This window comes from Paraburkholderia sp. RAU2J (assembly GCF_003634845.1).
GTDB classification, from domain to species: Bacteria; Pseudomonadota; Gammaproteobacteria; order Burkholderiales; family Burkholderiaceae; genus Paraburkholderia; species Paraburkholderia fynbosensis.
The window spans coordinates 3,222,345-3,235,763 of the sequence record NZ_RBXG01000001.1 but is presented as its reverse complement, the minus strand read 5'-3'; the positions used below and the strand labels follow the sequence as shown (position 1 = coordinate 3,235,763).

Genomic DNA, 13,419 nt, shown 5'->3' with positions numbered 1-13,419 from the left:
CTTGCAGCGTTATTTCTTGTCGGCAGAATCATGGAAAGAACCACCTTCAACGTACGTGTCGAGAGCGTGCGTGACGAAGCGCACGGCGTGCGCTCGTTCAGCGTCTCGCGTCTGGATGGCCAACCGTTCGACCACTACGAACCCGGCGCGCACATCGACGTCGTCGGCCCATCCGGGCTCACGCGGCAATATTCGTTGTGCGGCGACCCGGATCAGCGCGACGCGCATCTGTTTGCGGTGAAGCGCGAAGACGCTTCGCGCGGCGGCTCGCGTGCGTTGCATGACGAGGTCACGGTCGGCAGCGAACTGACGATCGGCGCGCCGCGCAACCTGTTCCAGCTTGCGCCCGGCGCCGACGAACATATTCTGGTCGCCGCGGGCATCGGCGTGACGCCGTTATTGAGCATGGCCTACCGGTTGCTGAAGCAGCGGCAGCGCTTCACGCTGCACTATTTCGCGCGCAGTGCGGAGCATGCGGCGTTCTTGCCGTTGCTCTCGCGCGCGCCGTTCAGCGATCACGTGAAGTTTCACTTCGGCGTACCGCGCGAGCAGCTCGATGCGGTGCTCGGCGATTGTCTGCAAGGCTCGCGTGACGGCACGCATATCTATACCTGCGGGCCCGCGCCTTTCATGGCTCGTGTGGTGGCGATCGGCGAAACGCGCGTCGCGCCGGACGCAATTCACCTGGAACGTTTTGCGGCGGAGCCGGCTTCCACCGCGGTGAGCGGTGAAGCGGCGTCGCTCGACGCGTTCGACGTGCGGATCGCCAGCAGCGGCGCGACCGTGCGCGTCGACAAGGACACGACCATCGTGGCGGCGCTGGCGTCGATCGGCATCGAAGTGGACACGTCGTGTGGCGAGGGCGTCTGTGGCACCTGCATGATCGACGTGGTGAGCGGCACGCCCGAGCATCGCGACCATTGTCTGAGCAAAGCGGAACGCGCGAGCGGCAAGGTGATCTGCTGCTGTGTGTCACGAGCGACGTCGCCGGTACTGGTGCTGGATCTTTGAGGTGTTGCGGTCTTGCGCGTGGCGCGCGAAGACCGCATAACCGCATGGTCTGCATTGCGCTATTGCATGACAGCGGCTTCATGCAATAGCAAAAGATGCCGCCTTTGCAGCACCTTCCTGAGCCCGGTCTCTTCCTGCTTGTCTTCCTCGACGCTTACCGGTCGTCGTCGCGAATCGACGATGCGTGCCGGCACAGCGCGCGCACTTCGACATCCATATATGGAAACAGCGGCAACTGGCTCAGCACGTCATGCAGATGCGCGGGGCTTTCCACATCGAACACGCTGATATTCGCGTAGCGCCCGGCAATGCGCCACAGGTGCCGCCATACGCCTTCCTGCTGAAGTCGTTGCGACATCGCCTTTTCGTCGGCCTTCAGACGTGCGGCGCGTTGCGCATCCATGTCCGGCGGCAGATTGACGGTCATCTCGACGTGAAACAACATGCTTGCTCTCCTCGGGTAATCGATACCGTGCTCGACGGGTGATCGACACATGATCAATAGGATGATCGGTAATGAAAGACCCTGGCTCACACGGCAAGCCACACGCCGTGCCAGCCAGGGTCGACAAATTCCAGCACGACGCTCAGGCGTCTTCTCTCAACGCCGGCGCATCAAGCCTCAGCGCGCACCCGCTCCACTTCGGCGTCCGGCAGATTGTCGCGTTCGTTGAACAGCGTGAAGTCGAAATCGATCAGCGCGAAGTTGCCTTCCACGCCGTACGGTTTCCCGTCAGCGCCTTCGGCCTGCTTGAGCGCGGGCACGAGGCCGTCGCGCGTCGCGAAAGCGAAGTCGTCCCACAGATACGGATCGCCGTCGATGTTGATCTGCGTCGTCAGCTTGCGGCAACCCGGCGCGGAAACGAAGAAGTGGATATGCGCCGGACGATGCCCGTGACGGCCGAGCTGATCGAGCAGCAATTGCGTCTGACCTTGCGGCGGCACGCTATAGCCGACCGGCACGACGCTGCGGAAGCTGTATTTGCCTTCGGCATCCGTGCGGATCGAGCGGCGCAGGTTGAACGCCGGCTGCGATTTGTCGAAGTACGAGTAATTGCCGAGATGGTTCGCATGCCACACTTCCACCAGCGCATTCGCGAGCGGCTTGCCGTCCTCGCCGAGCACGCGGCCGCGCATCACGAGCGTCTGCCCCGGATCGGTGCCATCGTCGAGCCGCGCATGACCGACGGACTCCGGCGCGCCCGCCACATACAACGGACCTTCGATCGTGCGCGGCGTGCCGCCTTCGATTCCGGCCTTCGCTTCCGCTTCGTCCAGACGCAGATCGAGAAAATGTTCGAACCCGAGACCCGCTGCCAGCAAGCCCAGCTCGCCGCTCTTGCCGGCGTCGCCGAGATAGTTCAGCGCGGTCCAGAATTCGTCGGGCTGCACGTCGAGATCTTCGATCGTATAGAACAGGTCCTGCACGATCCGGTTCACGATCTGCTTGGTGCGCGGATTGCCTTCGCTGGTGGCGCTGTCGTTGATCTTTTTCAGCAACGTATCGATGGCTTGTTTGTTCATGGGGTATCTCCTTGGTTTGATATTCTGGATCGCTAAATTACTTCGCGGTAACGCTCGCACCTTTGCGCGTGTCGCGCCGCAGACGGTCGATCTTGTCCCAGTCGAGCGAGATGCCGAGACCCGGACCCTGCGGCAGATGCAGCGCAAAATTTTCGTAGCGCAGCGGCTCGGTGAGAATTTCTTCGGTCAACAGCAGCGGGCCGAACAGTTCGGTGCCCCACTTCAATTCGCCGAAGGTACTGAAGAGTTGCGCCGATGCGATCGTGCCCACCGCGCCTTCGAGCATCGTGCCGCCATACAGGTCGATATTCGCGGCCGCCGCAATCGCGGCCACCTGCGCGGCGCCGCTCAAGCCGCCCGATTGCGCGATCTTCACCGCGAAGACATCGGCGGCGCGCGCACTCGCCATCGCGAATGCATCCGCCGGGCCGTGCAGCGCTTCGTCGGCCATGATCGGCACCTGGGCGAGATCGGTCAGGCGCTTCAGGCCCGCGCGGTTTTCGGCGGCGATCGGCTGTTCGATCAGCGCGACGCCGGCGTCGGCGAAACGGCGGCCCGCCCAGATCGCCTCCGATTCGGTCCATGCCTGGTTCACGTCGACCCGCACTTCACCGCGTCCTTCGAGCGCTTTCCCGATCGCGACCACATGCGCGACGTCGTCGGGCACCGCGCGCGAACCGATCTTCAGCTTGAACACGCGATGGCGTTTTGTCTCGTACACGCGCTCGGCTTCGTCGATATCACGGTTCGTGTCGCCGCTCGCGAGCGTCCATGCGACATCCACCGATTCGCGTACGCGGCCGCCGAACAACTCCGACAACGGCACGCCGACGCGTTGCGCCTGCGCGTCGAACAACGCGGTTTCGAGCGCGGACTTCGCAAAGCGGTTGCCTTGAAACAGCTCGCGCAGTGTCGCCATCGCGGCGCCGGGGCGGGTTGCGTCCATGCCTTTGAGCAACGGCCCGAAATACGTGTCGATGTTGACCTTGATGCTCTCCGGACTCTCCTCGCCATACGCGAGGCCACCGATCGTGGTGCCCTCGCCCACGCCGAGCACGCCGTCCGCGCAACGGATGCGCACCAGCACGAGTGTCTGGCAGTTCATCGTTGCGACCGAGAGGCGGTGCGCACGGATCGTCGGTACGTCGACGAGAATCGTCTCCACGCTCTCGATCTTCACGGGTGTTGCTGTCATTCGTTGCCCTCCTGGACGGCCTTAATCGGGAGCCCCATATTAGAAACAAACCCGCAAAGCAGTCCAACACTCATTCAGACTACTTCCATACTCTGGCGGTATGGAACGCGGGCGCGGGTTCGAACGATGTGACGCAGCTCACGGCAGGCCCAGCACACGAACCCTCTACTACCTTAGGCGGCTGTGCACTATTCTTTCAGATAGGTAACGAAGGGCGACGTCCATTCCTCTCATGCGCAACCGCGCTTCGACGGTAAATAGCCGACTCATGCAATCCGAGCCATCCACTGCCGCTGCCGGGCATCCCGCGAACCGCGCGCAAGGATGGCTGCGCTGGCTCCCCGGACTCGTGATGCTGAAGGGGTATCAGCTCAGCTGGCTGCCGAAGGACGTGGCGGCGGGGCTCGTCCTGACGACGATGCCGGTGCCGGTCGGCATCGCCTATGCGCAGGCGTCCGGCGTCCCTGGTGTCGTCGGTCTGTACGCGACGATCGTTCCGCTGCTCGCCTATGCGCTCTTCGGTCCGAGCCGGATTCTCGTCGTGGCTCCGGACTCCGCGCTCGCGGCGCCGATCCTCGCGGTCGTCGTGACGCTGGCCATGGGCGATCCGTCGCGCGCGATCGCGGTGGCCAGTACGCTGGCGATCGTCTCCGGCGTGTTCTGCATCGTCATGGGACTGCTGCGCCTCCGCTTCATCACCGAACTGCTGTCCAAGCCCATTCGATACGGCTACATGAACGGCATCGCGATCACCGTCCTGATCAGCCAGTTACCGCGGCTCTTCGGCGTCTCCGGCAACGGCGATGGTTCTCTGGGCATCCTGTCGAACCTGACACACGCCATCGTCGCCGGGAAAACCAGCTGGTACAGCCTCGTGGTCGGTGCGGGCTGTCTCGCCCTGATCCTGCTGCTCAAACGTTTCGACAAGCTGCCCGGCATTCTGATCGCCGTGGTGCTGGCGACGCTATGCGTCTCGCGGGGCTTCTGCTGTTTCGCTGGGACGCGCCGCCACTTCCATCCCACGGTGGGCAGTGCGATCGACGACTACCTGAAGGAATCCGGCGCCACCACACTTGAACATGGCACGGGGCCGCAGCGGCCATGAGCGGCGTACGTGGCCGCTCATGGCATACACGAACGTTGACCATACCCGCCCGCCTGAACTAACCTGCGCCTTCGCTGCACGGGCTGTGACGTGCTCAGGAACGTTCGAGATCAATAAGAAAACCAGTACCTTAGGGGTCTGCATGGAACTTCGCCAACTCCGCTACTTCATCGCGGTTGCGGAAGAAATGAACATCACGCGGGCCGCCAATCGCCTGCACATGACGCAGCCGCCGCTAAGCCGGCAGATTCAGCAGATCGAGGAAAGCGTCGGCCTGCCGCTGTTCGAACGCGGATCGCGGCCGCTACGTTTGACCGAAGCCGGCCGCATCTTCTACACGCAGGCGAAGCGCCTCGTCGACGAAGCCGACGAACTCGCGCCGCTCACGCGCCGGCTCGCGCAACTGGCCGAGCGCATCGTGATCGGCTTCGTGCCGTCCACGCTGTACGGCGCGCTGCCCGCCGTGATCCGCGCGTTTCGCGAGGCCGCGCCGCATATCGAGTTGTCGCTGATCGAGATGTTCACGATCGAGCAACTGGCCGCGCTCAAAGGCGGCCGTATCGACGTCGGCTTCGGCCGCCTGCGTTTCGACGACGCGCAACTGGCGCGCGAGGTGCTCGTCGAAGAACGGATGATTGCGGCGCTGCCGCAAGACCATCCGCTCGCGCGGCAAAAGAAGCCGCTGACCCTCGCCGCGCTCGCCCAGGAAACGTTGATCGTCTATCCGAGCACGCCGCGGCCGAGCTATGCCGACCAGCAGCTCTCGGCGCTGCACGATCACGCGCTGGAGCCGAAAGCGATTCACGAAGTGCGGGAATTGCAGACCGCGCTCGGTCTGGTCGCGGCGCAAGTAGGCGTGTGCCTCGTGCCGGAAAGCGTGGAAGGTTTGCGCGCGCATGGCGTCGTATACCGGCCGGTTCCGGCGGCCAGCATCGCCTCGCCGATCATCATGAGCCGCCGTTTGCAGGACGAGTCGCCCGCCACCACGCTGATGTGTTCGCTCGCGCGCGGGCTCTTCAAACGGACGTGATGCCACAACGGCGTCAGAGCTCGTCGAAGCGCCGCACGATGTCCGCCATCAGGGTGCGCAGCCACACGTTGCCCTCGTCCTGGTCGAAATGCTCGTGCCAATGCATCGTGACCGCCGCGATCGGCAGGCTCACCGGCAACTCGTAGATCTGAAAGCCGCCGCCGCGGTTGAAAATCTGCGCGAGGCGGCGCGGCAGCGTCGCGAACAGATCAGTCACGGCGAGCACGCTCGGCAGCGCGACGAAATGCGGTAGTTCCAGCGCGATATGACGCCCGACACCTTGCGCGCGGAACTCGTCGTCGAGCGCATGATGGCTGTGCTCGACCGACGTGATCTGCACGTGCGAGGCCTCCACAAACGCCTTCAGTCCCAGCTCCTTCGCGCGCGGCAAGCCGCGCCGCTTGCGCGTCATGCATACATAGGTTTCCTCGAACAATGCCTGATGGCGCGTGCGCGCGGTCAGCGTGGGCAGATTGCCGATGGCGAAATCGAGCCGGCTCGCGCGCAACGCGTCTTCGATTGCTTCGACCGGCAACGGCTCGATGCGCAATCTCACGCGCGGCGCCTGCTGGTGCAAGACTTCGCAGATCGGCGGCAGATAGGCCAGTTCACCCGCGTCCGAGAGCGACAGCCGGAACGTGCGCGTGCTCACCGCCGGATCGAAATGCTCCGCGTAACGCAGCGCCTCGCGCACCGTGTCGAGCGCGCGCGACACGATCGCCGACAACTCGAGCGCGATCGGCGTCGGCTGCATGCCGACGCGCGTGCGGATGAACAGCGGATCGTCGAAAAGCGTGCGCAAACGCCCCAGCGAATAACTGATGGCCGGCTGTGACAGCGCGAGCCGCTGACCGGCCCGCGTGAGGCTGCGCTCTTCGACGATCGCCTGAAAAACGCGCAGCAGGTTGAGGTCGACGTGGTCCAGCGAAGTCATCGAGATATCCATGCGGTTGATCTTAGTTTTTATTTTAGATCAATTTGACGCATATCAGTCACTCGGCGAGACTTGCTCCATCGACCACACCCCACCACACCGTCATGAGCGAATCCTCATATCAGACCGTCGATGCGAGCGCGCTGTACCAGCGCGCGCAGTCCGACCGCGTGGCCCCGTCGCTGTACTACGACCCGGCCGTCTTCGAAACCGAACTCGAGCGCATTTTCTACAAGACGTGGATCTGGGTCGCGCACGAGAGCGAACTGCCGAACCCCGGCGACTTCCGCACCACGACGATCGGCCGCCAGCCGGTGATCGTCGTGCGCGACAAGAGCGGCGCGGTCAACGTGCTACAGAACCGCTGCCGCCATCGCGGTGCCACCGTGTGCGAACAGCACAAGGGCAACGCGAAAGGCTTCACGTGCCCGTATCACAGCTGGACCTACGGCCTCGACGGCGCCTTGCGCGCACTGCCGTATGGCGACGGCTATGAAGGCGTGATCGACAAGACGGAGCTGCCGCTTGCCCGTCTGCGTGTGGGAATCTATCAAGGTTTGATATTTGCGAGCTTCAATCAGGAGATCGAACCGCTCGAAGATTTTCTCGGCGGCGCGAAACCCTGGATCGATCTGTTCATGAAGCAGGGCGCGGGCTATCCGATCAAGGCCAACGGCGAACACCGTTTCCGCTTCAACGGCAACTGGAAGATTCAGCTCGAGAACACCACCGACCTCTATCACTTCCCGGTAGTCCACAAATCGTGGATGAAATCGATCGACGACGAAACCGCCGCCGCGATCACCAGTTTCATGACCAGCGACGATGCGTTCTGCCGCTCGCTCGGCAACGGCCATAGCCTCGCGGTACTGGTGCCCGAACTCGTCGATCTGGACAAGGATGATGGCGCGCCGATCCCCGAGCGCTTCGAGGCGCTCGCCGCCTCGCTCGGCAAAGATCACACGCCCGAAGAAGTGCGCCGCATCGTGCGCTCGCTGATGGGCGTCGGCTTCAACCTGAATCTGTTTCCGAATCTCGCGTTGTCGATGGCGTTTTTCCGCGTGCTGCGGCCCATTTCCGCGCACGAAACCGAAATCCGTCACGTCGCGCTCGCGATGGATGGCGGCCCGGACGAAGCGAACCGCGTGCGTCTGCGTATTCACGAACACTTCCAGGGCCCGTTCGGTTTCGGCAGCCCCGACGACGCCGAAGCCTGGGAGCGCGTGCAGCGCGGCTCGCACGCCGGCCCCGATCTGCCGATTCTCGTGAACCGCGGCCTGAATCGCGAGCACACCGCGCCGAACGGCGAAAAGACCGCGCACGCCACCGACGAGACCGGCATGCGCGAAGCGTACGCGCAATGGCGCACGATGATGGAGCAAGCATGATGGACGACCGCAATACCTTGTTCTCGCAGAAGATCTTCGCCGACGCGATCGAACTCATCTGGCGCGAAGCCGAACTGCTCGATCGCAAGGACTATCGCGAGTGGCTGACGCTGTGGGACCCGGCGGGCTTCTACGTGGTGCCGATCGAGCCCGACGCCACCGACTTCGCCGCCACGCTGAATTACGCGTACGACGATCAGGACATGCGCGAAAAACGCGTGCAACGGATGACGTCCGGCTATTCGGCGTCGGCGAGCGACGCCGCCCGCACCGTGCGCACGGTCTCGCGCTTCACACTGACGAGCGACGCCAGCGATGAAGTCACGGTGAACTCGGCGCAAGTGATCGTCGCGTACAAACGCGGCAAGGCGACGCTGTTCGCGGCGGACCTCACGCATCGGATCGGCTTTGCGAGCGGCGAGCCGCGTATCGCGCAGAAGGTGATCCGTCTGATCGATTCGACCGACGCGTTGAGCGCGATCGGCTTCCTGCTGTGATCGCCAAACCGTGACCGGCGAACCTTCGAACCCGTGAGCGTAGCGAAACGATGCCTACACTAGAAGTCTATCTACCGGCTGGACACGCGCCGGCGCGCAAGGCGCAACTGATCGCGAGTCTCACGCAGGCCACCGTCGACGCGATCGGCGCGCCTGCCGAAGCGGTGCGGATTCTGCTGAGCGAATTGCCGCCGCACGACATCGGCGTGGGCGGCGTCAGCGCGAGCAATGCCCCTGATGCACGCACCGCACTGCCAAGCATCATTGCGATTCTGATCGCTGGCCGCACGCCCGCGCAAAAGGCCGCATTGATCGCCGCGCTCAGCGAGACCGCCGCGAACCTGCTCGATACGCCACTGGCGGCCGCCCGCGTGATGATCAAGGACATACCGACTACCGACTTCGGCATTGGCGGCCAGACCGCGAAGTCACTCGGGCGCTAGCGCCCTCTCCCGCCCCCACGATACCGCGACAATAGCGAGCACGACGATGCAAAACGATACGCTTTCCCCCACGACCGGATCGCCTCCCGCGTCCGCGATGCCGGCTACTTCGCGGACCTTGCGGCGAATCATCGTCGCCTCCGTGATCGGCAATGCGCTCGAATGGTACGACTTCTTTCTGTACGGCACGGCCGCCGCGCTGATCTTCGGGCCGCTGTTTTTCCCGCTGCACGGCGATCCGCTGCTCGGCACGCTCGCCGCATTCGCGGGCTTCGCGATCGGCTTTCTCGCGCGGCCGCTGGGCGGTGTCGTGTTCGGCCACATCGGCGATCGGCACGGGCGCAAAGGCGCGCTGGTCGTCACGCTGATGATGATGGGCGTGGCGACCTTCGGCATCGGCCTCTTACCGACGTTCTCGCAGGTCGGCTTTCTCGCGCCCGTCGCGCTCGTGTGTCTGCGGATCGTGCAAGGCATCGCGTCCGGCGGCGAATGGGGCGGCGGTGTGCTGCTGATCAGCGAAAGCGCACCGGCCAACCGGCGCGGCTACTACGCATCGTTCAGTCAATTGGGCGTGGCCGGCGGTTTCGTGCTGTCGGCGGCAGCGTTCTATCTGGTGCAGCGGCTGCCGCTCGAAAGCTTCATGTCGTGGGGCTGGCGCGTGCCGTTTCTCGCGAGCGTGCTGATCTTCGGTGTCGGTGTGTATATTCGCCGGCGCTTGCCCGAAAGCCGCGACTTCGCCGCCGCCAAACCGAAGCACATGCCGGTGCTGACCGTGCTGCGCAATCATCCGAAGCAGGTGTTGCAGGCGATGGGGCTGCGCGTCGCGGAAAACGGCGGCACGTATATCTTTCTGTCGTTCGTGCTGGTGTATGGCAAGAGTGTCGGCGTGCCGGTTTCGGTGATGCTCGGCGGCGTGATGATCGCGATGCTGATCGAACTCGTGACGATCGTGCTGTGGGGCCGGCTCTCGGACGTGATCGGGCGGCGCCCCGTGTATATGATCGGCGCACTCGGCCTCGTGGTGATCGCGTTTCCGGCCTTCTGGCTGATCGACACGCATCAGCCGCTCTATGTTTTCCTGTCGCTCGCGCTGGGTCTGCCGTTCTGCCACGCCGCGATGATCGGCACGCAGCCCGCGCTGATGGGCGAACTGTTCCCCACCGAAGTGCGCTACTCGGGCATGGCGCTCGGCCACGAAATCGCGTCGGTCTTCTCCGGCGGACTCGCGCCGCTGGTCGCGACCGCACTGTATGCGCAGGTCCGGGCGCCCTGGCCCGTTGCGTTGATGCTGATCGGCTTCGGCCTGATTACCGCGCTGACGCTCATGACCATTCCGAAGAACACGCACGCCGCGCATGACTAAGCCGCGCTCAGGCGGCCGGCGCAAGCGCGAACGGCAATGTGAAGCTGCATTCGAGTCCGCCGTGCGGCGCCGGCTTCGCCCAGATCTCGCCGCCATGCCGCGTGACGATGTTCTTGCACAGCGACAGGCCGATGCCGTTGCCACCCGCTTTCGACGACGAGAAGCCGTCGAAGAGGCGCCCATACGCATCGGCGGACACACCGGGCCCGTTGTCGATCACCTGGACCAGTGCGTGTTTGCCGCGCAGTTGAGTGACAAGGCGCAATTCGTTCTTTCGCGGCGGTGTCGGGGCCGCCTGCGTGCCTTGGCCCAGCGCGTCGATCGCATTGAACGCGAGATTGAGCAGCACCTGGCCGATCAGCACGCGCTCGACATACACCGGCAACGGCTCGCTCGCCTGATCGATCGTGACCGTCACGCCCGCTTCGCGCGCGCGCAACTCGATGAAGTAAGCGGCGTCCGCGAGTACCTCGCGCAAGTCGGCATACGTCTCGCTCGGCTCGCGCCTCGCGATGTAATCGCGCACGCTCCGGATGATCAACGCCGCGTGCTCCGCCTGACGATCGGCGCTTCGCAGCCCCCACACGGCATCGTCGAGCGAATCAGGTTGCGCGAGGCGGCGAATCGCCCCTTCGATGAAGTTGCGCACCGCCGCGAGCGGCTGGCTCAACTCATGAGCGATCGCGGTCGCCATCTCGCCCATGGCGTTATAACGCCCCGCATATTCGAGCAGACGCGCTTCGTTGCGGCGTGCTTCTTCGAGCGCGACCTCGTCGGTCACGTCGCGAAAGTGCAGCAGGCGGCCATTGAGGTCGTCTTCGATCTCGATGCGCCGGCACGTAATGCGCAGCCAGCCCGGCGTGCCGTCGCGGCGCGTAATACGGTAACGCTGCGGCGCCGACGGCTGGATGCGCGGCGCGGCAGCGAGCTGCGCGAGCAGACGGTCGCGATCCGCCGCGCTGCAATAGTCGAGCAGGTCGCCCATCGGCGCGCCTTCTTCGAGACCGAGCACGCGCCGTCCGGACTCGCTGACGAATTCCACGACGCCTGCGGGCGTCAGCACCGCGACGCCTTCGCCGAGATCCTGCATGAATTCGCGCAGCCGCGATTCGTAGCGCCGCAACGTCTGCTTGAGCGTGTCCTCCGCGCTGATGTCGCGGAACTGCACCATCACGACCGGGCGCCCGGCGAGCGGCACATAGGTGGCAATTGCTTCGGACAGCATATCGGCGCCGCCGCGCGAACGGTAGCACCACTCGTAGACCTGTGGGCCCTCGGTGATCGACCGGTCCATCGCGCCCACGCCGATCTCGCGCCGGTACTTCGGCACCGGGCGCGTCATGTCCTTCGCTTTAAGCGGCAACAGTTCGTTGAGCGTGAAGCCGAGCGCCTCGCACGCCGCGCGATTGGCCCACACGATCGCCTTGGTCTCGGCGTCGTGCAGCAGCACGCACAGCGTCAGCGCGTCGAGCAGGCGGTGAAAATCGGCTTCGGCGGGGAAATTCATCGGGCGTGGCGGCACACAGGTTCGATCGGGTCTGTGCAGAAACATAACACCAGTACCCGCAATCCGTATCTGAAGTTTTCTTTAGACGACCCCGGCACGTTACCTAAAAGCGCGCCCCGCATCCCAATTGAAGCGTTCTTTTTGCGTTCCTAGACTGGCCTCACCGTGCACGGCGCGTCGTCTTCGACCACACCGTGCGCCCTATTCCCGTCGATATCGAATCAAGGAGAAGCCCACATGTCCGCCACCGCCATCGCCGTCGCCTCCGACCCCTGCCCCGCGTCGATGAGCGCGCGCCCGCCGCTCGCCGACGTGATCGCCGAGATCGCCGCGCGCCGCGACGAATTCGACCGGCTTTCGCATGTGCCGCGCGACGTCATCGCCAGCCTCAAGCGCGCGGGCATCTATCGGGCGGCCACGCCGCGGCGCTTCGGCGGCGATGCGCTCGCGCCCACCGCGTTTCTCGACATGATCGAACGGATTGCGGCGGCCGATGGTTCGGCCGCGTGGGTCGCGAGTTTCGGCTCGGCCAATGTCTATCTGGCAGCACTCCCGCTTCAGACCCAGGCGCAGATTTACGCCGACGGACCCGACCAGGTGTTCGCGGGCGGCCTCTTTCCGGTGCAATCCGCGCAACCGGCGGACGGCGGCTGGCGCGTGAACGGCACGTGGAAATTCGCGAGCGGCTGCAAGGGTGCGGACTGGCTCGGTGTGGGCATCGGTACGGGCGGCGCGGGCGCACCCGGCAAACCACGCACAGCCGTGTTCCGTGCACATCAGGTGGAGATCGTCGAGAACTGGGATGTAGTCGGCATGCAAGGCACCGGCAGCCACGACCTGCGCGTGCACGACCAGTTCGTCGCCGATGCGTGGACCTTCGTGCGCGGCGGCGAACCGTGCGTGGACGAACCGCTGTATCGCTACCCGACCATCGCCTATGCGGCGCAGGTGCTCGCCGTGGTCAACCTTGGGCTGGCCCGCGCCGCGCTCGATGTCGCCAATCAGATGGCGGGCGGGCGTAAGACCACGACCGGCGCGCCGCAACTCGCCGACCGCGCGTACTACCGCATCGAACTCGCGAAAGCCGAGGCGCAATTGCGTTCGGCCCGCGCGTTCTTCTACGACACCACCGATCAGGTCTGGCAATCGATCCTCGCCGGCACACCCGTCACCGCCGATCAGGTCAGCCTGCTGCGTCTCGCGGCCACGCAGATCGCGCGCGAAGGCGCCGAGGTCGTGCAGCGCGCATACCGGCTCGGCGGCACGATGGCGATCTATCGCTCGCATCCGTTACAGCGGCTGTTGCGCGACTCGATGGTCGTCACGCAGCACGCGTTTCTGGGTGAGGGCAACTATGACGGCGCCGGTGCGGTGTTCGTCGGCGTGCCGCCGATTCCCGGCTATCTCTGAGCGGCCTGCGGG

The 13,419-nt window shown here is 64.6% G+C and carries 12 protein-coding genes and 1 pseudogene; 8 read left to right on the top strand and 5 right to left on the bottom strand.

The features are described 5' to 3' along the window. The first annotated feature begins 30 nt into the window (after positions 1-30). Positions 31-1,011, top strand: a complete 981-nt coding sequence (locus B0G69_RS14790) for a PDR/VanB family oxidoreductase (protein ID WP_121319416.1) — start codon at positions 31-33, stop codon at positions 1,009-1,011. A 154-nt stretch (positions 1,012-1,165) separates the two neighbouring features. Here B0G69_RS14790 and catC read toward each other — a convergent pair whose 3' ends face one another. From catC to B0G69_RS14775, 3 genes are all read right to left on the bottom strand, one after another. After that, positions 1,166-1,456, bottom strand: a complete 291-nt coding sequence (catC, locus tag B0G69_RS14785; protein WP_121318070.1) for a muconolactone Delta-isomerase — start codon at positions 1,454-1,456, stop codon at positions 1,166-1,168. A gap of 170 nt (positions 1,457-1,626) precedes the next feature. Beyond that, positions 1,627-2,535 carry a catechol 1,2-dioxygenase gene (catA, locus tag B0G69_RS14780; RefSeq protein WP_121318068.1) on the bottom strand — a complete coding sequence of 303 codons (909 nt, stop codon included), beginning with the start codon at positions 2,533-2,535 and terminating at the stop codon, positions 1,627-1,629. Between the two features lie 37 nt (positions 2,536-2,572). Further along, positions 2,573-3,730, bottom strand: a complete 1,158-nt coding sequence (locus B0G69_RS14775) for a muconate/chloromuconate family cycloisomerase (RefSeq protein ID WP_121318066.1) — start codon at positions 3,728-3,730, stop codon at positions 2,573-2,575. Between the two features lie 268 nt (positions 3,731-3,998). Between B0G69_RS14775 and B0G69_RS14770 the strand changes: the two are divergent. Together B0G69_RS14770 and B0G69_RS14765 are read left to right on the top strand one after the other, a co-directional pair. Continuing rightward, a pseudogene (locus B0G69_RS14770) lies at positions 3,999-4,703 on the top strand (SulP family inorganic anion transporter); the annotation flags it as partial. A 274-nt stretch (positions 4,704-4,977) separates the two neighbouring features. After that, complete coding sequence (locus B0G69_RS14765) at positions 4,978-5,865, top strand: LysR family transcriptional regulator (protein ID WP_121318064.1); 888 nt, start codon at positions 4,978-4,980, stop codon at positions 5,863-5,865. Between the two features lie 13 nt (positions 5,866-5,878). On the opposite strand, the gene B0G69_RS14760 is transcribed toward B0G69_RS14765, so the two are convergent. Continuing rightward, entirely contained in the window at positions 5,879-6,799 is a 921-nt protein-coding gene (locus B0G69_RS14760; RefSeq protein ID WP_121319412.1) for a LysR family transcriptional regulator, read from the bottom strand. Positions 6,800-6,903: 104 nt separating this feature from the next. Here B0G69_RS14760 and B0G69_RS14755 point away from each other — a divergent pair, with 104 nt between their 5' ends. From B0G69_RS14755 to B0G69_RS14740, 4 genes are read left to right on the top strand one after another with little or no spacing between them, the layout of a single operon-like run. After that, positions 6,904-8,187 (top strand): aromatic ring-hydroxylating dioxygenase subunit alpha, encoded by a 1,284-nt coding sequence (locus B0G69_RS14755; protein ID WP_121318062.1) that lies wholly within the window; start codon positions 6,904-6,906, stop codon positions 8,185-8,187. Continuing rightward, positions 8,184-8,684, top strand: a complete 501-nt coding sequence (locus tag B0G69_RS14750) for an aromatic-ring-hydroxylating dioxygenase subunit beta (RefSeq protein ID WP_121318060.1) — start codon at positions 8,184-8,186, stop codon at positions 8,682-8,684. The genes B0G69_RS14755 and B0G69_RS14750 overlap by 4 nt, the downstream gene beginning before the upstream one ends. Before the next feature lie 50 nt (positions 8,685-8,734). Continuing rightward, on the top strand, positions 8,735-9,127 hold the full coding sequence (locus tag B0G69_RS14745) for a tautomerase family protein (protein WP_121318058.1): 393 nt from the start codon (positions 8,735-8,737) through the stop codon (positions 9,125-9,127). Positions 9,128-9,173: 46 nt separating this feature from the next. Then, positions 9,174-10,490 (top strand): MFS transporter, encoded by a 1,317-nt coding sequence (locus B0G69_RS14740; protein WP_121318056.1) that lies wholly within the window; start codon positions 9,174-9,176, stop codon positions 10,488-10,490. A gap of 7 nt (positions 10,491-10,497) precedes the next feature. Here the strand turns inward: B0G69_RS14740 and B0G69_RS14735 are convergent, their stop codons facing one another. Next, the gene (locus B0G69_RS14735) at positions 10,498-11,997 is read right to left on the bottom strand and encodes an ATP-binding protein (RefSeq protein ID WP_121318053.1); all 1,500 of its coding nucleotides are present in this window, start codon (positions 11,995-11,997) and stop codon (positions 10,498-10,500) included. A 237-nt stretch (positions 11,998-12,234) separates the two neighbouring features. Between B0G69_RS14735 and B0G69_RS14730 the strand changes: the two genes are divergently transcribed. Further along, entirely contained in the window at positions 12,235-13,407 is a 1,173-nt protein-coding gene (locus B0G69_RS14730) for an acyl-CoA dehydrogenase family protein (protein ID WP_121318051.1), read from the top strand. Positions 13,408-13,419 lie beyond the last annotated feature (12 nt).